Origin of the sequence: Nocardia sp. NPDC058244 (genome assembly GCF_042882065.1) — a bacterium.
GTDB lineage: Bacteria > Actinomycetota > Actinomycetes > Mycobacteriales > Mycobacteriaceae > Nocardia.
This window is the reverse complement of the sequence record NZ_JBHVWX010000004.1, coordinates 94,526-116,303: the sequence shown is the minus strand read 5'-3', so window position 1 is coordinate 116,303 and position 21,778 is coordinate 94,526. Positions and strand designations below refer to the sequence as shown.

At 70.0% G+C, this 21,778-nt stretch carries 25 protein-coding genes; 10 read left to right on the top strand and 15 right to left on the bottom strand.

Translation table 11 applies throughout. The features are described from left to right. Positions 1–156: 156 nt before the first annotated feature. The gene (locus ACFVW6_RS13605) at positions 157–2,442 is read left to right on the top strand and encodes a hypothetical protein (protein WP_378828192.1); all 2,286 of its coding nucleotides are present in this window, start codon (positions 157–159) and stop codon (positions 2,440–2,442) included. Here ACFVW6_RS13605 and ACFVW6_RS13600 read toward each other — a convergent pair. Next, positions 2,393–3,067: a DsbA family protein gene (locus tag ACFVW6_RS13600; RefSeq protein WP_378827955.1), complete on the bottom strand. Its 675-nt coding sequence runs from the start codon at positions 3,065–3,067 to the stop codon at positions 2,393–2,395. The two genes, ACFVW6_RS13605 and ACFVW6_RS13600, sit on opposite strands and share 50 nt — an antisense overlap. Before the next feature lie 76 nt (positions 3,068–3,143). Here ACFVW6_RS13600 and aac(6') point away from each other — a divergent pair, with 76 nt between their 5' ends. Continuing rightward, positions 3,144–3,587 carry an aminoglycoside 6'-N-acetyltransferase gene (aac(6'), locus tag ACFVW6_RS13595; protein WP_378827958.1) on the top strand — a complete coding sequence of 148 codons (444 nt, stop codon included), beginning with the start codon at positions 3,144–3,146 and terminating at the stop codon, positions 3,585–3,587. Positions 3,588–3,667: 80 nt separating this feature from the next. Beyond that, the gene (locus ACFVW6_RS13590) at positions 3,668–3,994 is read left to right on the top strand and encodes a hypothetical protein (RefSeq protein WP_378827960.1); all 327 of its coding nucleotides are present in this window, start codon (positions 3,668–3,670) and stop codon (positions 3,992–3,994) included. 34 nt (positions 3,995–4,028) lie between these two features. On the opposite strand, the gene ACFVW6_RS13585 is transcribed toward ACFVW6_RS13590, so the two are convergent. Next, complete coding sequence (locus tag ACFVW6_RS13585) at positions 4,029–4,388, bottom strand: Rv2640c family ArsR-like transcriptional regulator (protein ID WP_378827962.1); 360 nt, start codon at positions 4,386–4,388, stop codon at positions 4,029–4,031. A gap of 99 nt (positions 4,389–4,487) precedes the next feature. Between ACFVW6_RS13585 and ACFVW6_RS13580 the strand changes: the two genes are divergently transcribed. Beyond that, positions 4,488–5,000, top strand: a complete 513-nt coding sequence (locus tag ACFVW6_RS13580; protein WP_378827964.1) for an ArsI/CadI family heavy metal resistance metalloenzyme — start codon at positions 4,488–4,490, stop codon at positions 4,998–5,000. A gap of 94 nt (positions 5,001–5,094) precedes the next feature. On the opposite strand, the gene ACFVW6_RS13575 is transcribed toward ACFVW6_RS13580, so the two are convergent. Together ACFVW6_RS13575 and ACFVW6_RS13570 are read right to left on the bottom strand one after the other, a co-directional pair. After that, the gene (locus tag ACFVW6_RS13575) at positions 5,095–5,907 is read right to left on the bottom strand and encodes an SGNH/GDSL hydrolase family protein (protein WP_378827966.1); all 813 of its coding nucleotides are present in this window, start codon (positions 5,905–5,907) and stop codon (positions 5,095–5,097) included. Then, positions 5,904–6,320, bottom strand: a complete 417-nt coding sequence (locus ACFVW6_RS13570) for a nuclear transport factor 2 family protein (protein WP_378827968.1) — start codon at positions 6,318–6,320, stop codon at positions 5,904–5,906. Before ACFVW6_RS13570 ends, ACFVW6_RS13575 begins: the two co-directional genes overlap by 4 nt. Positions 6,321–6,440: 120 nt before the next feature. Between ACFVW6_RS13570 and ACFVW6_RS13565 the strand changes: the two genes are divergently transcribed. Together ACFVW6_RS13565 and ACFVW6_RS13560 are read left to right on the top strand one after the other, a co-directional pair. Beyond that, positions 6,441–7,040 (top strand): PadR family transcriptional regulator, encoded by a 600-nt coding sequence (locus tag ACFVW6_RS13565; protein WP_378827971.1) that lies wholly within the window; start codon positions 6,441–6,443, stop codon positions 7,038–7,040. Between the two features lie 103 nt (positions 7,041–7,143). After that, positions 7,144–7,935, top strand: coding sequence for a hypothetical protein (locus ACFVW6_RS13560; protein WP_378827973.1), 792 nt, complete (start codon positions 7,144–7,146; stop codon positions 7,933–7,935). Positions 7,936–7,956: 21 nt separating this feature from the next. Here the strand turns inward: ACFVW6_RS13560 and ACFVW6_RS13555 are convergent, their stop codons facing one another. The 6 genes from ACFVW6_RS13555 to ACFVW6_RS13530 form a co-directional block, all read right to left on the bottom strand. Next, on the bottom strand, positions 7,957–9,021 hold the full coding sequence (locus ACFVW6_RS13555; protein ID WP_378827975.1) for a zinc-binding dehydrogenase: 1,065 nt from the start codon (positions 9,019–9,021) through the stop codon (positions 7,957–7,959). 74 nt (positions 9,022–9,095) lie between these two features. Then, a complete protein-coding gene (locus ACFVW6_RS13550) occupies positions 9,096–10,328 on the bottom strand; it encodes an MFS transporter (RefSeq protein ID WP_378827977.1) in 1,233 nt (410 codons plus the stop codon). A gap of 155 nt (positions 10,329–10,483) precedes the next feature. Next, a complete protein-coding gene (locus ACFVW6_RS13545; protein WP_378827978.1) occupies positions 10,484–11,368 on the bottom strand; it encodes an intradiol ring-cleavage dioxygenase in 885 nt (294 codons plus the stop codon). Further along, positions 11,365–12,438 carry a maleylacetate reductase gene (locus tag ACFVW6_RS13540; protein ID WP_378827980.1) on the bottom strand — a complete coding sequence of 358 codons (1,074 nt, stop codon included), beginning with the start codon at positions 12,436–12,438 and terminating at the stop codon, positions 11,365–11,367. Before ACFVW6_RS13540 ends, ACFVW6_RS13545 begins: the two co-directional genes overlap by 4 nt. After that, on the bottom strand, positions 12,438–12,842 hold the full coding sequence (locus ACFVW6_RS13535; protein WP_378827981.1) for a nuclear transport factor 2 family protein: 405 nt from the start codon (positions 12,840–12,842) through the stop codon (positions 12,438–12,440). Before ACFVW6_RS13535 ends, ACFVW6_RS13540 begins: the two co-directional genes overlap by 1 nt. Further along, positions 12,839–13,726 carry an NAD(P)-dependent oxidoreductase gene (locus ACFVW6_RS13530; protein WP_378827982.1) on the bottom strand — a complete coding sequence of 296 codons (888 nt, stop codon included), beginning with the start codon at positions 13,724–13,726 and terminating at the stop codon, positions 12,839–12,841. The genes ACFVW6_RS13535 and ACFVW6_RS13530 overlap by 4 nt, the downstream gene beginning before the upstream one ends. A gap of 385 nt (positions 13,727–14,111) precedes the next feature. On the opposite strand from ACFVW6_RS13530, the gene ACFVW6_RS13525 reads away from it, so the two are divergent. Beyond that, complete coding sequence (locus ACFVW6_RS13525; protein WP_378827983.1) at positions 14,112–14,855, top strand: helix-turn-helix domain-containing protein; 744 nt, start codon at positions 14,112–14,114, stop codon at positions 14,853–14,855. A gap of 22 nt (positions 14,856–14,877) precedes the next feature. Here ACFVW6_RS13525 and ACFVW6_RS13520 read toward each other — a convergent pair whose 3' ends face one another. Then, positions 14,878–16,086: an acetyl-CoA C-acetyltransferase gene (locus ACFVW6_RS13520; protein WP_378827984.1), complete on the bottom strand. Its 1,209-nt coding sequence runs from the start codon at positions 16,084–16,086 to the stop codon at positions 14,878–14,880. A gap of 18 nt (positions 16,087–16,104) precedes the next feature. Beyond that, on the bottom strand, positions 16,105–16,884 hold the full coding sequence (locus tag ACFVW6_RS13515) for an IclR family transcriptional regulator C-terminal domain-containing protein (protein WP_378827985.1): 780 nt from the start codon (positions 16,882–16,884) through the stop codon (positions 16,105–16,107). Between the two features lie 254 nt (positions 16,885–17,138). Between ACFVW6_RS13515 and ACFVW6_RS13510 the strand changes: the two genes are divergently transcribed. Together ACFVW6_RS13510 and ACFVW6_RS13505 are read left to right on the top strand one after the other, a co-directional pair. Beyond that, positions 17,139–17,885, top strand: a complete 747-nt coding sequence (locus tag ACFVW6_RS13510; protein ID WP_378827986.1) for a CoA transferase subunit A — start codon at positions 17,139–17,141, stop codon at positions 17,883–17,885. Beyond that, positions 17,882–18,535 carry a CoA transferase subunit B gene (locus ACFVW6_RS13505; protein WP_378827987.1) on the top strand — a complete coding sequence of 218 codons (654 nt, stop codon included), beginning with the start codon at positions 17,882–17,884 and terminating at the stop codon, positions 18,533–18,535. The genes ACFVW6_RS13510 and ACFVW6_RS13505 overlap by 4 nt, the downstream gene beginning before the upstream one ends. 60 nt (positions 18,536–18,595) lie before the next feature. On the opposite strand, the gene ACFVW6_RS13500 is transcribed toward ACFVW6_RS13505, so the two are convergent. Next, entirely contained in the window at positions 18,596–19,456 is an 861-nt protein-coding gene (locus ACFVW6_RS13500) for a hypothetical protein (RefSeq protein WP_378827988.1), read from the bottom strand. Between the two features lie 283 nt (positions 19,457–19,739). Between ACFVW6_RS13500 and ACFVW6_RS13495 the strand changes: the two genes are divergently transcribed. After that, positions 19,740–20,966, top strand: a complete 1,227-nt coding sequence (locus ACFVW6_RS13495) for a lipase family protein (protein WP_378827989.1) — start codon at positions 19,740–19,742, stop codon at positions 20,964–20,966. A 2-nt stretch (positions 20,967–20,968) separates the two neighbouring features. Here the strand turns inward: ACFVW6_RS13495 and ACFVW6_RS13490 are convergent, their stop codons facing one another. Further along, positions 20,969–21,175, bottom strand: a complete 207-nt coding sequence (locus tag ACFVW6_RS13490) for a hypothetical protein (protein WP_378827991.1) — start codon at positions 21,173–21,175, stop codon at positions 20,969–20,971. A 4-nt stretch (positions 21,176–21,179) separates the two neighbouring features. Then, positions 21,180–21,773, bottom strand: a complete 594-nt coding sequence (locus ACFVW6_RS13485) for an SRPBCC family protein (RefSeq protein ID WP_378827992.1) — start codon at positions 21,771–21,773, stop codon at positions 21,180–21,182. Positions 21,774–21,778: the final 5 nt, after the last annotated feature.

Below are 21,778 nucleotides of genomic sequence, written 5' to 3'. Positions count from 1 at the left end.
CCGCGGGCACCGCGATCGCATCCCCTGCCGAGTGCCGCCCGTCGCTGTAGGGTCTGCTGCGTGACCGACAGAGCTGTACCGATCACGGCGGCTGACCCCACTGGCTCCGAATCCCGCGAACACGTAGCCGGAGAACCGTTCTCCCGATCCGGGAGGATTCGCTGGGGCATCGTCACCGTTGTCGGCACGATCGTCGGCTATCTGGCGGTGCTGCTGGCCGACCCGCGCCACTACTACCTCGACGACACCGAATCCCAGTACACCGGCTTGTGGGTCGGGCTCGGGCGCTCGCTGCGCGCGGGCGATTTTCCCGCGCTGTGGCCCAACCAGTGGATGTCGGGCAACAACACCATGGACGACGCCGGCCTGTTCAACCCGGTGCAGCTGCTGATCGACGTCATCGCGCCGTCGGTGGACAACATGGCCCTCTACGCCACGGTCGTCAAGCTGGTGTTCTCGATTCTGTGCGCGCTCGGCGTCTACCGGATCTGCCTGGTCTATCGAGCGGCTCCCGCGTGGAGCGCCGTCGCCGGTGTCGCGTTCCCGCTGTCCGGGTTCTTCCTCTTCTTCGACCAGGCCAGCTGGATGACGGCGCTGACCGGAACCGCCTGGATGCTGCTGGCCTGGGCCTCGGCCGTGCGCTACACCCGCGGTGACGGCGGACCGATCCCCGTCTTCGTCTTCCTGTACCTGACGATCTCGACGCAATACATCTTCCCCGCGGTCGAGGCCGTGCTGATGCTGTTCGCGATCGCCGTCGGCGAACTGGTCTCCCGGGGCGACTGGCGATCGGTCCTGCGGCTGACGGCCGTGTCGGCGTGCGCGGGCCTGGCCGGGCTGCTCACCTTCCTCCCGTCGATGCTCTCGGCGAAAGTCACCTGGCGCGGTACGGCGCAGATCAACAACGACAATTTCCTCGCGGTGCCGTGGTCGGAATCCCTCAACGCGAGTCTGCCGACGGTGTCGCCGGCGTTCACCACCTGGTGGGGCTATATCCAGCCGTTCCCGGTCACCTACGTCGCGTGGTTCCTCATCCCGATCCTGGCGTTCGTCGACTGGGACCGCGCCCGCCGCCACTGGCGCGAACTCACCACCGTGGCCCTGTTCACGATCATGATGCTGATGTGGACGGCGGGCCCGGGCACCATCGGCCCGCTCCGGTGGCCCGCGCGGGTGCTGCCGATGCTCGCGATCGGTCTGCTCGTCCTGGTCTGCGTGCTGGTGGGACGCTTCGGCACCACCGCCAACGCGCGGGCGCGCGGCATCGCCGCCGGCGTGCTGATCGGCCTGCTGTGGATTCGCACCGCCTCCGCCGATCCCGCCGACTGGATCAGCCACGGTGTGGCCGCGGGGTTCGTCGCCGCGGCGGGCGCGGGCGTCTTCTGGCTCGCCCGGCACCGCAACACCGCGGCCGCGTGCGCGGCGACCATCGCGGTGATGTTCCCGATCGCCTTCTATCAGGTGGGTCACGCCCTACCCAACATCATGTCCTACAACCTGCCGACCAGCCGTGCCGAGGCCAAGGCGGCCTTCCCCGACCTGCCCGGGTCCACGATCCAGCTCGCCGATCGCGCGCTGCTGCAGCCCGGTGACAAGAGCCTCGACGGCGCGTACGGGTCCCTGGTGTTCGGCAACTACGCCAAGTCGCTCGAGCTCGACTACGTGAACGGCTACACCCCGACCGGCCATTTCTATTTCGGTGAACTGCTGTGCATGCGCTGGGATTCGAGCGTGTGCCCCGATGCCTATCGCCGCATGTTCGCCCCCGAGTCGACGACCGGGCGGACCCTGGTCGATCTGATGCTGCTGGATCGGGTGGTGCTGCAGAAGGCGCTGTTCCCCGAGGCGGGCAACCAACCCGCTCCCACCGGATGGCATTTCGTCCGCTACCCGGATCACGAGCGCTACATCTGGGTGCTGGAACGCGACGGTGGCGCGGTGTCGACAGCCAACGGCCGGGTCTCCGCCCTGCGCGGAGTGTCGGCGACCTCGCTCACCGAAGCCGACATGTCGAGCACGCTGCGGGTCAGCTCCGCCGACGGCGGCCGGATCGTGTTCGCCCGCCTGGCCTGGCCCGGCTACCGGGCCACGCTCGACGGAAAGCCCGTCCCGATCACGACCGTCGCGAAATCGATCACCGCGGTCGACATTCCCGCGGGCACCGACAACGCGGTTCTCGAACTGACGTGGCGCCCACCGGGCTGGAAGATCGGCGCCGCGACGGCCGCCGCCGGTCTGGTGGGCCTGGCGGTGCTGCACTGGCTCTACCTCCGCGCCCGCCGACGCGCCGCCATCGCGTCACCTCCCGACCACGAAGACCCGGTCGCCGCGCCGGCCGATGCGCACGCGGATTCGGCCGGTGTGCCGCCCGATCAGACCGACTTGGCGACCGTCATCGCAGCGCCGCGTCCAGAGCGGCGGCCAGGTCGCGTGAACCGCTGACCGTGATCTTCTCGCCGTTGAGGAAGAAGCTGGGGGTGCCAGCCACGCCCAGCGTCCGCCCCTCATCGAAGTCCGCCTGCACGCGCGCCGCCGTCGCGGGGTCGGTGTAGGCGGAATCGAAAGCTGCCATGTCCAAGCCGATTTCGGCGGCCAGGTTCCGGAACACGGCGTCCTGGGCCACGCGCTTCTCACCCCAGTCGGCCTGCGTTTCGAACAGGCGTTGGTACATCCGCTCGAACCGGCCCTGCCGCGCCGCCGCCTCGGCGGCACGCGCCGCGCGCCCCGAGTTGACGTGCGCCGGAATGGGGAAATAGCGCACAACGAAGCTGACGCGGTCGCCGTACTCGGCGCGTAGCCGTTCCATGGCCGGATACATCGCCCCGCAGGCCTCGCACTCGAAGTCCAGGAACTCCACCAGCGTCACCCGCGCCCCGGCGGGGTCCGACAGCCGATGACTGTCCGGCCGGACCGCCATCGCGGGTTGATCGGTCGCGGCGGCTCCTGGCACCGGAGCGCGGTCGTCCGTGCGGGCCGCGGCCAGCACCACGGCGCCGACCACGATGACGAGCACCGTGGCCAGCGTGGTCAGAATCCTGGTGCGGCGGGAGACCGTGCGCGTGTTCACCGACACCAACTCCTGATAAATGAGACAAATCGGGCAGATTCGATCATGGCCGCCATGCTAGCCATACTGTGCGGATATGCGGATACACCCCTGCGGGGCGGACGATCTGGACGAGCTGGCGGCCCTGCGAGCGCGCCTGTGGCCCGACAGTTCCGTCGACGAGCACCGTGCCGATGCCGGCGAACACTACGACGGCTCCCGCACCGCCGCCGCGTTTCTGGCCCGCGACGAGCACGGCACGGCCGTCGGCTTCGGCGAGGTCACTCTGCGCCACGACTACGTCAACGGCTGTGAGACCTCACCGGTCGCCTTCCTCGAAGGGCTCTACGTCGTTCCCGCGCACCGGCGCGGCGGAGTAGCCCGCGCTCTGTGCGAGGCGCTGGAGACCTGGGGTCGAGACCAGGGCTGCACCGAATTCGGTTCCGACGCCCTGCTGGGCAATGCCACGGGGCAGCAGATGCACGCCGCCCTCGGCTTCACCGAACGCGAACGCGTCGTGTACTACCGGAAGATGCTGTAGCAGAGCACTATCGGTGCGAGTACCCCGGACCGGCAGCAGCGCGCGGGTTCGAACACGCCCGTCGAAGCGGGGAGGAAACGATGGGACCGAGACGCGCACCGAGCACGCGATGGCGGCTTCCGATCGCGGCCGCGGCCGGTGTCATCGTTGCCGTAGCGGGCCTGATCTTGCTGCGGTGCGTGTACGTCGCACTGCGCTCGCGGCTGTCGACCGATCCGCTGGCCGATCCCCACGGCTACGAACTCATCGCCGGCACCGTGCTCGTCTTCCCCGCCGCCGCCGTGGTCGCGGTAGTCGCGCCGTTTCTCGTCGCGCCGGGCCCGGACCGGGCACGCTTGGCGAAGACCGTGACGATCCTGCTCGTGGTCCTGACGCCGCTCCCCCTGATAGCGCTGCTCACCGCCTGAACCCGGCCTCGAGCCGCACTCGGGCGGCGCCTGATCAGGTGCAGCAGTTGGGGTCGAGGACCACGCAGAGCGCGGAAAGGGCGTCGCGGCGGGCGCGGTGGAAGGTGTTCATCCCACGCCGTTCGGATTCCACCAGCCCGGCCTTGCGGAGCTGGCCGAGGTGATGGGAGACCGTGGACTCGCCCAGGCCGACCTCGGCGGCCAGGTCGCCGCCGTTGCGTTCCCCCCGCGGGGCGGTGAGCAGCAGCGACAGCAGCTTGACCCGGACCGGGTCGGCGATCGCCTTGAGCCGCAACGCCACTTCGAGCGCGGCGGCGTCGTCGACCGGTCCCGCCGCGACGGGGGCGCAGCAGACCGGGGCGGACATGTCGATCACGGGTAGCGCCTTGGGCATGACATCGAGACTACCCGCGGTATTGACATATGTCGAAAAGGTGAGCAGACTCGGCATCAGAAGTTCTTCGATATATGTCACACAAGTGGAGGTTCGATCATGTCTCGCATCCAGCTCGCCCTCAATGTCGACGACCTCGACACCGCCGTACGGTTCTACTCGACCCTGTTCGACACCGAACCGGCCAAGCGCAAGCCCGGCTACGCCAACTTCGCCGTCGCCGATCCCCCGCTCAAGCTGGTGCTGATCGAGAACGCCGGACAGGGCGGGTCCATCAACCACCTCGGCGTCGAGGTCGAAACCTCCGAGCAGGTGCACGGCGAGATCGCCCGGCTCTCGGAAGCAGGCCTGTTCACCGAGGAGCAGATCGCGACCACGTGTTGCTTCGCCACCCAGGACAAGGTGTGGGTGACCGGTCCGGGCGCCGAGCGATGGGAGGTCTACACCGTGCTGGCCGACAGCGAAACCTTCGGCACCGCACCCGAACTCACCGACGCCGCAGCGGTCGAGGTGTGCTGCGGCACCGCCGCCGAAGCCGAGGCCGAAGGCGCGTGCTGCGGCAGCCAGGCCAAGGAGAAGGCCGTGGCGTCCGGCGCCGGCTGCTGCGGCTGATCGGAGCGCCTTGCGACCGTCCGAGCCCGCCGTGCCGGGCGCGTCCCCGATGGTGGTGACGCGCCCGGCGCCCCCGATGCGGGGAGGCCGCGACCTACGCGGGCGAATCCAGCGTGACGGCGCCGGGCCGCACCTCGACCGGAGCCAGAGTCGGCCGCTTGGCCACCCGGCCGTCGCCGGACGACTTGCCGGTGAGGCGCCGTAGCACCCACGGCGCGAGAAATCCTGTCACCCAGTTGATTTCAGTGGCGACGGCGGCCACCACACCCCGCTGAGCCGGGTCGGGCGACAACGGCTCGGTCCAGGCGCTGCCGGATCCCGGCAGATCCAGTACTTCGGCCAGCGCGTCCGCGATGCGCTGGTGTCCGAGTGCACTGGCGTGCAGGCGATCCCACGACCACATGCGCGGATCGGTGCACACCGGGTGGGCGGCGGTTTCCGCCACGAGGACGCCGTGTCGTCGCGCGACGGCGCGGATCTCCTCGTTGAGCGCGGCGACGCGGCCGCCGAGGGGCCTGGTCACGGGGTTGATCCGGGTGATGTCGGGGACGGTCACCGTCGCCACCACCGCGCCCTGCGCGATCAGCGCCGCGAACATCGCGTCGAGGTGGCCGCCCACCACACTGGCGTCGAAATCCGGGCGGAGCAGGTCGTTCACACCGGCGATCACCGTGGCGACATCGGGGCGCAGCGCCAACGCGGCATCGAGCTGCTCGTGGCGCACCTGACTCGCGAGCTTCCCGCGCACCGCCAGATTCGCGTACAGCACGTCGGGATTCGACCGCGCCATCGCCACCGCGAGCCGGTCGGCGAGGCCGATCAGCCCGGTGTCGTCGGTGCCGTCGCCGACCCCTTCGGACTGACTGTCCCCCAGCGCGACGTAGCGGGCGAACGACGGATCGCTCACGCCGAAGCCTGGCTCTCGATCGCCGCGCGGGCTTCCTCCTGGATGCGCGGGTATTGCTCGGCCATCCGGGCGGCCAGCGCCTGGGCCGCCGAGAGCGGTCGCACCATCACCGCGAACTCGTCGATCCTGCCGTCGGCGTCGAAGTGCAGGAAGTCGCAGCCCGTCAGCTGCAAGCCGTTCACGGTGGCCTCGAACACCAGCGCGTGGTCACGGCTCGCCGGGTCGCCGATCTCGCGCACGTAGCGGAAGTCCTCGAACACGCGCAGCACCCCGCGCAGGATCGCCGCCGTCACCGCCTTGCCGGGGTACGGGGCGAACGCCACCGGGCTGGTGAACACCACCTCGTCGGCCAGCAACTCCTCCACGTTGTCGAGATTCCTCGCCTCGACCGCGGCCCGAAATCGTTGATGCACCCGTGCCTCCTAAGCAAATAATTGAATAGATCTGATCGAGGCTATCCCGCGTCGACATCGCTGTCCAGAGTCGCCTCGTCAGTGCCGGAATTGAATAGTTCAATCCTGTAGGATCAGCCGATGGCGTTACGACATGCGGTACTGGCCACGCTGATGGAAGGCGAGGCGTCCGGCTACGACCTGGCCAAGCTCTTCGACGCGGCGGTCGCGAACTACTGGATGGCGACCCCCCAGCAGCTGTACAAGGAGCTCGAGCGGATGACGGCCGACGGCCTCATCGAGGCACGGGTGGTCGAGCAGGAGAAGCGCCCGAACAAGCGGCTGCATTCGATCACCGAATCCGGCCGGGAGGCCCTGCGCGCCTTCATCGCCGACTCGACCAAACCCACCGTCATCCGCGACGAGATGCTGGTCAAGGTGCAGGGCATGGACTCCGGCGACGCCCCCGCCGTGGCCGCGGTCCTGATCGAGCGCATCGGCTGGGCGGAGGCGAAGCTCGCCCGCTACGAACGCTCGCGGACCCGCCTGCTCGCAGGCCGCAGCGAGCAGGCCTACCTCAGCGAATCGGCCCACATCGGCCCCTACCTGACCCTGTTGCGCGGCATCGCCTTCGAGCAGGAGAACATCCGCTGGGCTCAGTTCAGCCTGGACGCCATCCGACGCCGCGACGCGGCCGTGGCCGATCCGGCCGACGGCGAGGACTCGACCGCCCGTCGGTGACCACACGACCGGCATGATCGTGTTAATGCAAGTTCTGATAGCTTTAATTAGGTAGGTACCCACGCCGGAGAGTTGAGCCGCAGCGAAGAGAGGCAGCAGCACCATGGCCGATCCCCTCCAGATCCACGCGATCCTGGGAAAGCAGCAGGTGTCCCGCGACCAGGTCAGGGCATGGGAGTCGCGCCGAGCCGACGCGGTCCTGAAGAAGTTCGCCGCACGCCTCGGCCGCTACGGGTTCGCCGAGGTGCTGCCGGAGCAGACCCTCGACGAAGTGCTCGCGAGCCCGCTCGACGCCCGCCGCGCGGCCCTCACCACCATGAAGACCAGACTCGGCCACGCGGGCGTCTACGCGATGGTCCGGCACGAACTCGCGTTGTCCGAACGCATGGCGCGCGTCGGCGTCGCGGCGAGCCGGGGCCGGACCAAGCACTCGGTGGTGCGGCTCGAAGTCCCCGGCCTGTCCGCCACGCGGTTCGCCACCTGGTTCGACAACCTCGTCGCCGACAACGCCGAGACCGCCATGGTCGACGCGCACCCGGACCACTACCTGCTGCGCAGGCTCGACAACGGCAACCAGGAGGTCGTCGAGACCACCGGTGGTTCCCCCGCCGCCTCCCGCTTCGTGGTCGACTACCACCGGACCGACTCGCTCACGATCCCGGTCGACCCCGAGTACCCCGTGCAGATCGCCGGTGTCGCCCTGCTCGACGACGGCCTGGCCATCGGTGGCGTCCGCCACCAATTCCGCGACCGTGACGGTGTCCTCGGCGCGAAGCTGACCGTGCAGTTCCCCGGCACCGTGCCCGGCAGGCTGATCACCCAGCACGAGTGGCACCTGGCCTGCGAGTTCAGCAACTGGATCATCGCGGCCGCCCCGTTCACCACCCTGTCGTGACGAACGGGGCGGGGGTCGCGGTCAAACTCCGGGATCGATGAGGATCTTGCCCTCCACCCGGCCGGTGGCCAGCCGGTCGAGCGCGGCGGCGAGCTGCGCGAGTCCCACCGGGGCTTCGGCGAATTCGGTGCCGAGCACCGGACGCTCGGCCAGGATGCGCAGCGCGGCGGGCAGATCGGTCTCGCAGACGTGCGCCAGCGTCGTGTCGAGCGTGATCTCCCGGAAGATCATCGAGTGCAGGTCGAGGGCGGGGTGCTCCTTGGGGATGCCGACGGCTTGGACGCGCCCGCCGTCGACGACCATGTCCAGCGCCGCCGCCAGCTGACCCGGCGCGCCACTGGCCTCGATGACGACATCGGGCTTGCGCCCGCCGAGCGCGTCGACGACATCGCTGCCGAGGGTCGGTGACGGGGTGAGCGTGCGGTCGGCGCCCAGCCGCATCGCCCGGTCGAGGCGGTGGCCGGGAAAGTCGACGACGGTGATGTCGACGTCACCGAGGTCCCGCAGACCCGCGAGGACGAACGAACCGATCGCGCCCGCGCCGATCACGACGACCCGGTCACCGTCGCGCGCACCGGCCCGGCGGGCCGCGTGGATGCCGACGGCCAGCGGCTGGGCGAGCCCGGCGTGGTCGAGCGGCAGCCCCGCGGGCAACGGCCGCAGCGTCTTCGACGGCACCGCGACGTATTCGGCCATGCCACCGTGGACATTGAGACCGAGCGTGCGGTACCGCGCGCACTGATTGGTGCGGCCTTCACGGCATCGGCCGCAGTCGCCACACCACACCCCGGCACCGCTGGCGACCAGGGTGCCCGCGGGCAGTTCGGATCGCGGGTCCGCGTCGACGATCTCGCCGACGAACTCGTGGCCGGGAATCAGCGGCCCGAGGTGACCGCTGTGCGGGTGACGGCGCTGCACGGGAAAGGTTTTCGGCCCGGCGGTCCACTCGGCGGCGTCGGTCCCGCAGATCCCCGACCGCAGTACTCGGACGAGGGCCTCCCCCTCGCCCGGGACGGGGATGCCGACTTCCTCGAGCCGGATGTCGCGGGGGCCGTAGTAGACGGCGGCTCGCATGGTCGATGGCACAGCGTGTCCTTCTGGTCGAGAGCGTGGATCGGAGGCGTGATCCGGGCCGGTCGACCGGCCCGGATCACGCGGTGTCACACCGTGGCGGGTGCGTCGTCGCGGGGATCGGTGATCGGCGGGGCGACGACCTCGTCGGTGACGGTCCCGGTGCGCGGCAGCAGCAGGGCCACCAGCGCCGCGAGGCCGAAGAAGCCGGCGCACACGATCAGCCCGCCCTGGAAGCCGATGCCGGTGGCCAGGCCGGCCAGGGCGAAGGGCGCCAGCGCGGAGATACCGCGGCCGACGTTGAAACAGAAGCCGGCGCCGGTGGCACGGGCTCTGGTCGGGAACAGTTCACCGAGGTAGGAGCCGAACAGGCCGAAGAAGGCGGTGAACGCGCCGAACAGCGGCCCCATCCACAGCAGGGCGGTCTCCTGGGTGGTGAGCGCGTAGATCGGCAGCGTCAGCGTGACGCCGAGCAGGGTGATGATGATCGTGCGGTGCCTGCCGATGTGGTCGGCGAGGTAGCCGAAACCGTTGTAGCCGGCGAACATTCCCAGATTCAGCATGGTGACGAACAGGGCGACCGAGGTCGACGGCAACCCGCGCTCGGTGGTCAGGTAGGTGGGCAACCAGGTCATCGCGCCCCAGTAGCCGAACAGCGCCAGGGCCGCCATGAGGGTGCCGAGCAGGGTGCGGCGGCGCAGCGAGGAGCCGAGCACATCACGCACCGAGACGACGTCGTCGGCGTTGCCGGCCTTCTGCGCCGCCCAGGTGGCGGACTCCTGGAAGAAGATCGCGACGACGGCGATCGGGAGGACGACCGCGCATCCCGAGACGAGGAACATCAACCGCCAGTCCGGCAGGAACCAGCCCGAGATCGTCGCGGCCATCGCACCGCCCGCGGGGAAGGCGCTGATCACGAAGGCCGCGGCGCGACCTCGATGCCGCTCGGGCCAGGTCTCGACCACATAGGCCGAGACCACGCTCCACACCGCGCCGAGCCCGATCCCGGCGAGGAACCGCAGCAGCAGGAACACCTCGTAGTTCGGGACGGCGTAGATCGCGGCGGTGAAGACACCGAAGATGCTCAGCGCCGCCAGCAGCGCCTTCTTGCGCCCGAAGTTGTCGGCCACATAGCCGCCGAGGACGCTGCTGACACCGATGCCGATCAGGGTCGCGGTGGCGAGCAGGCCGCCCTGGGTGATGGTGATGCCCAGGTCCTTGCGGATGGATGGTAGCGCCATGGAGAGCAGGACGATCTCCAGGGCGTCGAACAGGTAGGCGAGGAAACACCCGCCGAGCACGATCCAACGTGTACGTCGCATCGTTGTACCTCCAGTGTGAGCTGCTGGGGTCGTGCCCGGGCAGCGGTGATCTTCGAATCGCAGGGAGCAGGTGCTCGCTGCTGAGGGGTTCCGGCGCCGCGCGGCGGAACCGTTCGATCCGGACCGCGACGGGTCCGGACAGGTGTGACGAGGCGCTATCGGCCGTCGTGTGGGGCGAGCACCAGGTCGAAGGTGATGCTCGTCCAGCCGCCCTGCGGATGGGAACCGTCGGGGGCGGGGGTGTCGGGGTGATGCACGGCGTCGACGATCAGGTTCTCCTTCACGCCGAACACCGCGTCGCAGTCCAGGTAGGGGTCACCGGCGACGAAGATGTGGGTGATCAGCGACCGGAAACCCGGTGCGGTGACCATGAAGTGCAGATGCGCGGGCCGCATCGGTCCGCGGGCGGTGGCCGCCAGCAGATCGCCGACCGGACCGTCGTGCGGAATCGGGTAGGGCGCGGGCAGCACCGACCAGAACCGGTACTCGCCGTCCGCGCCCGACCGCAACCGGCCACGTCCGGCCGAGCGGCCGTCGGGGTATTGGACGTCGTAGAAGCCGTCGGCATCGGCCTCCCACACCTCGATCCGCGCGCCAACGATCGGCTCACCGCCGACCGAGCGCACCGTCCCCGAGACGTAGCAGGCGAGACCCGCCGCGCCACGGGCGATGTCACCGCCGAGCGGTACCTCGGGGGCGTCGTCGACGAAGAACGGGCCGAACACCGTCGATTCGGTGGCGCCGGGCGCGGCGGCTTCGTTGATGGCGACGGTGAGCATGGACAGGCCGAGCACGTCGGACAGCAGGATGAACTCCTGGCGCCGATCGTCGGTGAGATGACCTGCCCGGGTGAGGAATTCGATCGCGGTAGTCCACTCGGACTCGGTCAGCCGGATCTCGCGGGCGAAGGAGTGCAGGTGGCGCACGAGGCTGTGCAGTACGTCGCGCAGCCGGGGATCGGGGGTGGCGTCGAAGCTGGCCAGTACCTCCGCGGTGACGGCACCCTCCCGATCGGTGGCGACGACCTGGTCGCCGCTCATGACGCGAGCTCGGCCGGGTCGGATCCGGCCCACGCCCCGGACAGGATCGCGTGCACTCCGTCGGAGGTGACCGGCGTCGGGTTGTCGGCGGGGGCGATCGCCAGGATGTCCTCGATCACCAGCTCGAGGTCGGCTTCGTCCAGGCCGAGGGCGCGCAGTCCCGCGGGCACACCGAGGTCGGCGCCGAGGTCGCGCAGTGCCGTGACGACATCGGTGCGGCCGAGGGCCCGGCCGATCCGGTCGACGGCCTCGCCCGCTCCGGGAGCGTTGTAGGCCAGCACATACGGGAGGACGATCGCGTGCGTCTGCGCGTGCGGCAGATCGAACGCGCCGCCCAGCACATGGCAGATCTTGTGGTGCAGGCCCGAACCGGCCACGGCGAACGCCGATCCGGCGAGATAGGCGCCGAGCAGGAGCTCACCGCGAGCGGCCAGCCCGGTCGGGGCGGCACCGATCGTGGTGAGTCCGGCGATCAGGTGACGGATGCCGTCCTCGGCGACCGCGCTGGAGATCGGGCTGCGCCGGGGCGCCCAGAACGCTTCGACGCAGTGCGCCATGGCGTTCAGCCCGCTGGCGACCGAAAGGTCGACGGGCAGGGTGAGTGTCAGCTCCGGGTCGTAGATCACGGTGCGCGGCAGCACCCGGCGCTCGATGCCGGTGGTCTTGCGGCCACGCTCGGTCATCCCCCACACCGGCGTCACCTCGGAACCGGCATAGGTCGTCGGGACGGCGAGCACCGGCAGCCCGGTCGTCAGCGCGACGGCTTTGGCCGTGCCCGTGGTGGAACCGCCGCCCACCGACAGCACCAGATCCACGTCGGCTTCGGCGGCCGCCTTCCTGGCGAGTTCGGCGACCTCCACCGGAACATGCGGACGGACCTCGGTGAAGGTGGCCGCCACGCGGTCGGCGAACGGCGCGCACAGCGCGGTGGCGATCTCGGCTTCCGCACCGGAGGCGATGAGCAGGATGCGGTCGGCGCCCAGCAGATCGAGTTCACCGAGCAACCGGGTGCGGGCCACGCCCGCGCCGAACACGACCCGGCCGGGCAGGCCGTCATAGGTGAAGGCCATCAGCGGATCTCCCCCGGGATGACGGTCGGCCAGTAGGTCAGCAGCAGCCACCGCTCGCCCTCGCGCACCCACACCGCGACCGACCGATTGGCCAGTTGCTTGCGCACTCCGCCCGCGGTGATGTCGGCGCGCATCTCCCCGGCGACCACGACGGTGTCACCGACCACGACGATCCGGTCGACCGGATGGTCGATGCGGTGGTAGACGTAGTGTCCCGCACGGAGTTTGGCCAGGTAGCTGTCGAGCGTGTCGACCTCGGCGTTGGAGTGGGTGTAGAGCAGGCCGGGATGGGCGAGGGCGGCGAAGCCGTCGATGTCACCGGCCACCACGGCGGCGTAGCGGGCGTCTTCGAGCGAGCGGATCGTCGATTCGATCTCGACGGTGGCGAGGGTGTCGCCGGTCATGAGCGTGCTCCTGTCTGCGGTGGGGTGGAAAGGATTTCGCGCGGCACCACCTGGTTGCGCCGCAGCGCGGTGAGGACCTCGGCCATGTCCGCCTGGGCCAGCCCGCCCGCGACGGCGTCGTCGAGGACGGCCATGGCGGCCTCGGCGCCGGGCAGCGTCAGCTGTCGGCGGTGGGCCAGCGCCAGCGCCAGGCCGAGGTCCTTGCGGATGAGCGCGACCGGTGCGGCGACCGGAGTCGATGCCGGTGCGAGGAAGGCCTGCTGCTTGTAGCCGACGTAGGGCGCCCCGGCCGCGCTGTTGCGCAGGATGTCGTAGAACGTGGCCGGGTCGAGCTCACCGGCTTCGGCGAGCAGAACCCCTTCCGCGACAGCCTGACTCAGTCCGGCCAGGACCGCGTTGACCGCGAGCTTGGCCGTCGATCCCGCGCCGACCGGACCGGCGTGGAACTGCGCCGAGGTCATCGCGGCCAGCACGGGTCGCGCCCGCTCGAACTGTGCGGCGGTGGCGCCGACCATCGTGGTGATGGCGGCGGTCTCGGCCATCGACACGCTGCCCGAGACCGGTGCGTCGATCACCGCGACCCGTGGCAGGGCGGCGAGTTCGCGGACGACGTCCGGGCCGACGGTGCCCATCACGATGTGCAGGTGGCCGGGCGCGGCGGCGCGCAGGTCGTCGACGACCAGGGCGCGGGTGGAGTCGCCGTCGGGCAGCATGCTGATCGACAGCTCGGTCCCGGCCAGCGCGGCGGCGGTGTCGGCGCGGGTGACCCGCGCGAGCTCCGGCCCGGCCTGCGGGTCGTAGGCGAGAACGGTGTGCCCGGCCGCGGCCAGGTGCGCGGCCATCGGCCTGCCCATGCGGCCCAGGCCGGCGAATCCGATCAGCACGGCCGTGTCTCCCCCGCTGTGGCACTCGTCGCGCCGATCCGGCGAGCGGTCGCGGACAGTGGTGGCGGACAGATCGACCGTGGTCGCGCAATCGGGAATGACACGGGTCTCCTTCGTCGTCGGTGACGGGGAACGGGGCGAAAGCCACCGCGAATGTGTTCAGTATCATTAAACACTTGGCGAGTGATGTCAACCACTACGCAACAGGCCGCCCGATCGCCGCGCACGCGAGCCGACCTCGAAGATTACCGGCGACCTTGCCGGAATCGCCCGCCACCGGCACGATCTCACCGTTCACCGCAGCGGTCGGTAGTGTTCATAGAAAGTGAACACGTAGCGTTCACTGGTAGTTGATTTGTTTCGGCGAGTGGACAGAGGTGCGCTGATGCAGGACAGGATCGGGCCGGCGTTGAAACAGGCGCGCCTGGATCGGGGGCTGAGCCTGCGCGGGCTGGCGGCCGCGGCGGGGATTTCGGCCAGCCAGCTGTCCCAGATCGAGAACAACAAGTCCCAGCCGTCGGTGAGCACGCTGTACGCCCTCGTCAACCACCTCGAGGTCTCCCTCGACGACCTGCTGGGCATCCGGCACGGCCGCCTCGCGCCCACCGGCCAACCCGCCACCGGCTCGCCCGTGCACACCGGCCGGAGCGAGGTCGTGCAGCGCGCCGCCGACAACCCGGTCCTGGAGATGGCCAACGGAGTCCGGTGGGAGAAACTCGCCGTCGACCCGGACGCGGACACGGACGCACTGCTGGTCACCTATGAACCGGGTGCCGCGAGCTCGGTGGACCGAATGCCGATGCGGCACTCCGGAACCGAGTACGCCTACCTGTTCAGCGGGGAGTTGACGCTGCTGCTCGACTTCGACAGGTACACGATCGGCGCCGGTGACTCGCTGTGCTTCGACTCGACCCGGCCGCACATGTACGTCAACCAGGGCGACGAGCCCGCGCGCGGCGTGTGGTTCGTCGCGGGCCGCCACGAGTCCGGGCCGAGCCGGGCCTGGGTCGCCGCACAGCTCGGCGAACTCGACCCCGAGGCACCGGTCCGCGTGACGAATGCCGTCGACGCGCTGGATCTGCTCGGCGCCGCCGCGTCGCGACGGCCCCGGCGCGGCCGCGACAGCTAGTCGCGACCGGCCGTCGGATCGGTCAGAGGCGTTCGAAGACGGCGGCCAGCCCCTGGCCGCCGCCGATGCACATGGTCTCCAGCCCGTATCGGCCTTCCCGGCGGGACAGTTCCCGCAGCAATGTCGCCAGGATTCTGGCGCCGGTCGCCCCGACCGGATGACCGAGGGAGATCCCCGAACCGTTGGGATTGACGCGCGGGTCGTCGGGCTCGATCTTCCAGGTCCGCAGCACGGCGAGGGTCTGCGCGGCGAAGGCCTCGTTGAGTTCGATCACGGCCAGGTCGTCGAGCGTGAGATCCAGCCGGGCGAGTGCCTGCTCGGTCGCGGGCACCGGCCCGATGCCCATGGTGGCGGGCGGCACGCCGGCGACCGCCCACGACGCGAGCCGCGCCAGCGGGCGCAGCCCGAGAGCCAGCGCGCGCTGCGGTGTCGTCACGACGCACAGCGCGGCACCGTCGTTCTGACCGCTGGAATTGCCCGCGGTCACGGTGGATTCGGGATCGACCGCCGCCCGGATCGGGCGCAGCCTGGCCAGCGAGTCGAGGTCGGTGTCGGCGCGCGGATGCTCATCGGCATCGACCAACAGCGGTTCCCGCCTGCGTTGCGGCACGGCGACAGTCACCAGCTCGTCCGCGAAGCGGCCCGCGCGCTGCGCGGCGACGGCGCGCTGGTGCGACTGCACGGCGAGCGCGTCCTGATCGGCACGGCTGATGCAGTACTGGGCGCGCAGGTTCTCCGCGGTCTCGATCATGCCGCCGTCGACCCGGAAGTTCTTGCCACCCGCGGTGATCCGCGCGCGGGCGAGCCGATCGTGCAGCACTGGGCCGTCACCGCGGATACCCCAGCGGATGTCGTCAGCGTAGAACTCGGCGCGGCTCATGGACTCCACACCGCCGGCCAGCACGAGATCACTGCCGCCGGACTGCACCTGCATGCACGCCTGGAGCACGGCCTGCAAACCCGATCCGCACCGCCGGTCCACCTGGATGCCGGGCACGCCGATGCCGAGGCCCGCGTCCAGCGCGGCGACGCGACCGATCGCCGGCGCCTCGCCGTTGGGTGAGGCCTGACCGAGGATGACGTCGTCGACGGTCTCGGCGGCGAGTCCGGTGCGCGCGATCAGTTCGGTGATCACGGTCGCGGCGAGTTCCTGCGGGGCGATGTCTTTGAAGACACCGCCGAATCGGCCGACCGGGGTGCGCAGGGGTTCGCAGATAACAGCTTCGGGCATGGATCTTCCTCGTGGAGGTCAGGTGTTGGATCGGATCTGGGTCAGGTCGTGCTCGATCGCGGCGCTGGTCTCGAGCAGGGCGGGGATGAGCGAGGCGCGGACCTCGCCCAGGGTGTAGCGGGCGGCCTGGGTCGAGATGTTCACCGCGGCGACGACGGTCCCGTGCTGATCGCGAATGGGCGCCGCCATCGAGCGCAGCCCCTGTTCGAGCTCCTGATCGACGACGCAGTAGCCGTCGGCGCGCACCTGCGCCAGCTCGGCGCGCAGCTGCCGCTGCGTGGTGACGGTCGCGTCGGTGAGGGCGGTCAGCTCGACGGTCGCGAGGTAGTCGGCGAGCGCGTCGTCGTCGAGATCGGCGAGCAGGACCCGGCCCATCGAGGTGGCGAACGCGGGGAATCGGGTACCGATATTGATCGAGACGGTCATGATCCGGCTCACCGGAACACGGGCGACGTAGACGATGTCGGCCCCGTCCAGGATCGACACCGAGGTGGACTCGCGCACCTTCTCGGCCAGCGCCTCGAGGTGCGGGCCCGCCAGGTCGGGCAGGCTCAGGCTGGACAGGAAGCTGTAGCCGAGCTCGAGCACCCGTGGCGTGAGCCAGAACTGGTTTCCGTCGGTGCGCATGTAGCCGAGTTCGACCAGGGTGAGCAGGAAGCGCCGCGCGGTGGCGCGGGTCAGCTCGGTGGCGGCGGCGACCTCGCTGAGGGTGCGGCGGGGGTGCCCGGCGTCGAACGACCGGATGACGGCCAGGCCGCGCCCGAGGGACTGCACGTGATCCGGCGACGGTTCTGTCATGGCTGCCGTAACTCCTTCTCCCTGTCGGCCCGATGGCGTCCGCCCCGCGGCGGTCGTCGGTGCATCGGGCCGGGCCCGAGGCTACGTCGCGACGGTCCGATCGCAGGCTCGGCATGCACGAAGGACGGATGTTCACATTGCGAACGCATGTCCGCATATCGAACACGCTACGTCCATCGCTCCGCTCGCCGCAAGTGTTCGCTATACGAACATAGGTGCGCATAGCGAACATCTGGTCTAGCATCGCTCCTGTGATGGACAAAGTCATTGCGACGGCCGCGGAGGCCGTCGCCGATATTCACGACGGCGCGTCGTTCGCGGTCGGCGGATTCGGGTTGGTCGGTGTGCCCCAGGTCTTGATCGACGCCGTCCTCGCCCACGGCGCCACCGATCTCGAGGTCGTCAGCAACAACTGCGGCACCGCTGGCGTCGGGCTGGGAGTCCTGCTCGAGGCGCACCGGATCCGGCGCACCACCAGCTCCTATGTCGGCTCGAACGCCGAGTTCGCGCGCCAGTTCCTGGCCGGGGAACTCGAAGTGGAGCTGACGCCGCAGGGCACTCTCGCCGAGCGGATGCGGGCGGGTGGAGCCGGGATTCCGGCGTTCTACACCCCCGCGGGCGTCGGCACCCAGGTCGCCGACGGCGGGCTGCCGCTGCGCTACGACGGCGCGGGCGGCATCGCGCTGGCCAGTCCCGCGAAGGAGACGCGGGTCTTCGACGGCGTGCCCTACGTGCTCGAACACGCGATCGTCACCGACTTCGCGCTGGTCCACGCATGGAAGGGCGACCGCCACGGCAACCTCGTCTACCGGCGCAGCGCCCGCAACTTCAATCCACCGGCGGCCGCGGCAGGCCGCGTCACCATCGCCCAGGTCGAGAACCTGGTGGAACCCGGCGAGCTGGATCCCGACGAGGTGCACACCCCCGGCATCCACGTGCAGCGCGTGGTACACGTCGGCCGGATCGAGGTCGGCATCGAGAACAGGACGGTACGGCCATGACGTGGACACGCCAGGAACTCGCGGCCCGGGTGGCCGCCGAATTACGCGACGGCCAGTACGTGAACCTCGGCATCGGCATGCCGACCCTGGTGCCCAACTACCTGCCCGCCGACGTCACGGTCGTCCTGCATTCGGAGAACGGCGTGCTCGGGGTCGGCCCGTATCCGACCGAGGACGAGGTCGATCCCGAGCTGATCAACGCGGGCAAGGAGACGATCACCGTCCTGCCCGGCGCCTCGTACTTCGACTCGTCCCACTCGTTCGGGATGATCCGCGGCGGCTGCGTCGATGTCGCCGTGCTCGGCGCGATGCAGGTCAGCGCTCGCGGCGATCTGGCGAACTGGATGATCCCGGGCAAGATGGTCAAGGGCATGGGTGGCGCGATGGACCTGGTCCACGGCGCGAAACGGGTCATCGTGATGATGGAGCACCGGTCCCGCGGTGGCGAACCCAAGATCGTCGAGCGATGCACGCTGCCGCTGACCGGACTGAGCTGCGTGCACCGCATCATCACCGAGATGGCCGTGCTGGACGTCGGCCCCGACGGGTTGGTGCTGGTCGAGACCGCGCCCGGCGTCAGCGAAGCCGAGGTCCGGGCCGCCACCGGAGCGGATATCACGGTCGCGCTCGACGTCGCCACGGCGCGCTGACCGCCGGGGTCACCCTCGACGGCGCGGATGCGACGACGGTGGCCCGACGTGCCCGCGACGTCAGCGCAGGTACGCACCGATCCAGTTGCCGAACTCGCAGGCCAGGTGCCACTGATGTTCGGCGATGTAGAGCTCCGGCACCGCGGCCGGGAAAGCGACCTTGAGCTGCGCGCGGAACCCGCCACCCGGCTCGTCCCGGAATTGGTGGCAGACCCCGCCGATGACCTCGCCGTCGTCCACCGAGGCGATTCCCGCGACCGCGAGCGGATAGCCGGGATCGACCGGGACCATCACCCGGGCGGGATCGGTGTAGTCGACCAGGAATCGGCTGGCCAGCATCGCGCCACCGGTCACTTCGACGACCTCCTGACGGCCGTCGGGCAGGGTGGCGATGATGTAGTGGTCCGGGCACGCGTCGGTCCACACCGCCCGGTTGTCGCGCACCCGAGCCTGGTCGAACCAGTCCACGAAGCCCTGGGCGGTGCCCCGCTCACTGGCGATCTCGGTGGTCGCCACCACCCAGCGCCCACCGGAGGCCGCCAGCGCCGCCCTGGTCCCGGCCTCGGAGGCGACCAGCTCACCGGCCAGCAGTTCCCGCAATCCGTTCTCGCCGATCAGGATTCGTGCTCGCGCCAGCGCCACCCTGGCGGCGGGGATGTCGTCCACCTCGACCGCGAAGCGCGCGATGAGCGAGTCCAGCTCACCGGCCAGCAAACCCGCGTAGTCCTGGCGCAACCGCGCGGCGGCGACCGACAACCGCCGCCGTTCCCACTCGACCACTCGCGCCTGATCCACGACGGCACCATCGATGTAGGTGCGCACGACCCCCGCGGGTACGGCCGGCGCCGCGAGACTCCCGCCCGCGCCGACATAGGCCGCCGCCGCGGTCACCGCCGCCGTGGTCCCGGCCGCGCGAATCATGAAACTTCTCCTGGTCAGCATCGACCATTCCCTTCGGATACCCGCTGTCCGCGCCGCACCGCGGCCGCACGACAGCCCTTCAGTTAAAGCAAGGCAAACTTGCGTTAAGACAGCATCCGTTAGCTGGGCCACACTGTCAACAGCTAGCTATCGATAAACGCCACGAACATTTGCGTTTACCGAACCGGCATCGGCGAGGGCCTTTCCGCTACCGGGGCCCGTGACTCATCGAATGCACTACGCTCGCTCGAACTAGAACAGGTTCCAGGGGTGGGAGCGGGCGATGCGGGTAGTGGAGATCGCGGCGATGCGGGCGGCGGTCGCCGGTGCGGCGTTCGCGCTGATGGTCGTGTGGGCGGGCGGGGCCGCGGCAGTGCCACTGCCGGAACAGGATTCGTTCTATGCCGAGCCCGGTGGTCTCACGGAGGCTGCCAACGGGAAAGTGCTCGCGTCCCGGGTGATCGAACCGGAGTCGTTCGGGCAGCCGCTGCCCGCGCACGCGTGGCAGGTGCAGTACAAGACGGTCGACAATCATGGGGCGCCTCGCGCCTATATCGCGACGGTTCTCGTGCCGCAGCGTGAATGGACCGGAAGTGGTCCGCGTCCGCTGCTGTCGTACCAGGTCGCCGAAGACGGTGTCGGCGCGAAATGCACTCCCTCGTACGCGCTGCGCGGCGGGCTGAACCGCGTTCCGAGCAACGCGTACACCGAGACCGGCATGATCCGGTTCGCGCTGGAACAGGGGTGGGCCGTGGTCGTGCCGGACTTCCAGGGGCCCGACTCCGATCTGTTCGGCGCCGACGGGTACGCCCGCGGCGTGCTGGACGGCATCCGCGCCGCCATGGCGTTCACGCCCGCGGGGATCGATCCCGCGGCGCCGATCGGGCTGTGGGGATACTCCGGCGGGGCGCAGGCCGGCGCCATCGCGGCGCAAGCGCAGCGCACGTATGCCCCGGAGCTCCGGGTGACCGGGGTGGCGCTGGGCGGGACCGTCGCGGATCTCGAGGCCACCCTGTCCGGCTTCAGCGGTAGTGCCCTCGGCGGCGCCGTCGTGATCGGACTGGCGGGGTTGAACCGGTCCTACCCGGACGCCGATATCTCCCGGTACCTCAACGAATACGGCCGCGGCATCATGGCCGCCGTCGACGCGGAGTGCCTGACCGACGCCGCCGTCGCGTATCCCTTTCTCGACGCGGCGGCGCTGGAGGCGTGGCCCGGATCGATCACGAACAACCCCGAATTGAACGCGGTGGTGCGGCGTGCCAGCCCCCGGTACCGCCCGGGCGCACCCACCGCGCCGACCCTGATCTACCACGCCGTCGCCGACGAATTCGCCCCCGTGGCGGCGGCCCGGGCCCTGGCCGGGAACTACTGTGCCACCGGCATTCCCGTCCAGGTCGTCGAGCACCCGATCGGCGAGCACGGCACCGAAGCCATGGTCGGACTGCCGACGGCCCTGACCTACCTGGCCGACCGTTTCGCCGGCAAGCCGGCGGCGAGCACCTGCTGAGGTCAGGTCATCGTGGTCCGGTCGGACACTCCCCGCCAGCCACAGGGCAGACCGCAGGTAGCGACCACCTCGGTCACGATGTGGCCGTCGACGAAGGTGGCGACCACGTGGGCTTGCGCCGGGTATCCACAGGCGCCGCAGGTGCCGAAGTAGTTGAGGATCTCCTGGCTGACCCCGGCGGCGTAGTTCGGCACCGGATTCACGGTCACCCCCTCAGCGGTAGTAGTTCGCCCATCGCCCGAGGACGACCTGGACGAACGGACGGAGGAAGGGAGCGGTCCAGCTCAGCGGCACGAAGGCGAAGACAGCCGGACGGCCTGCGATCGTCCAGCGGAGAAGCGTTGCGCCGTCGGGTGTTTCGGTGAGCTGGAAATCCATGGTGTAGGACTCGACGAACAGCGGGATCGAGGTCTTGACGGCGGCCACGCTCAACCGGGTGTGCGGATCGCGGCGGGTGACCTGTTCCGCGGCGGCGAAGACGATGGCGTCGAGGGTGCGGACGGTGCCGGGACCACGCGCCTGGTCGCGGTAGCTGACGCCGTCGATCATCGGGATCCAGGTGAAGGCCCCGTCTTCGAGGGCGGACCACACCTCCCAGGGCATGGCGGGAAAGTACTGCTCGACCGTCATCTGGAAGGTCGGGCGCCGGGATTCCAGCAGCCGGATCGTCGGGTCGTCGACCGGCGCGATCTCGGTGGCGCGCAGGCGGACGGCACGGCGCTGCAGGACGAGGAGGACGACGAGACCGCCACCCGCGGCCACGAGGAGCGCGCCGAGCGCGGATCCGAGGAGAACGAGCCACATCACGGGTG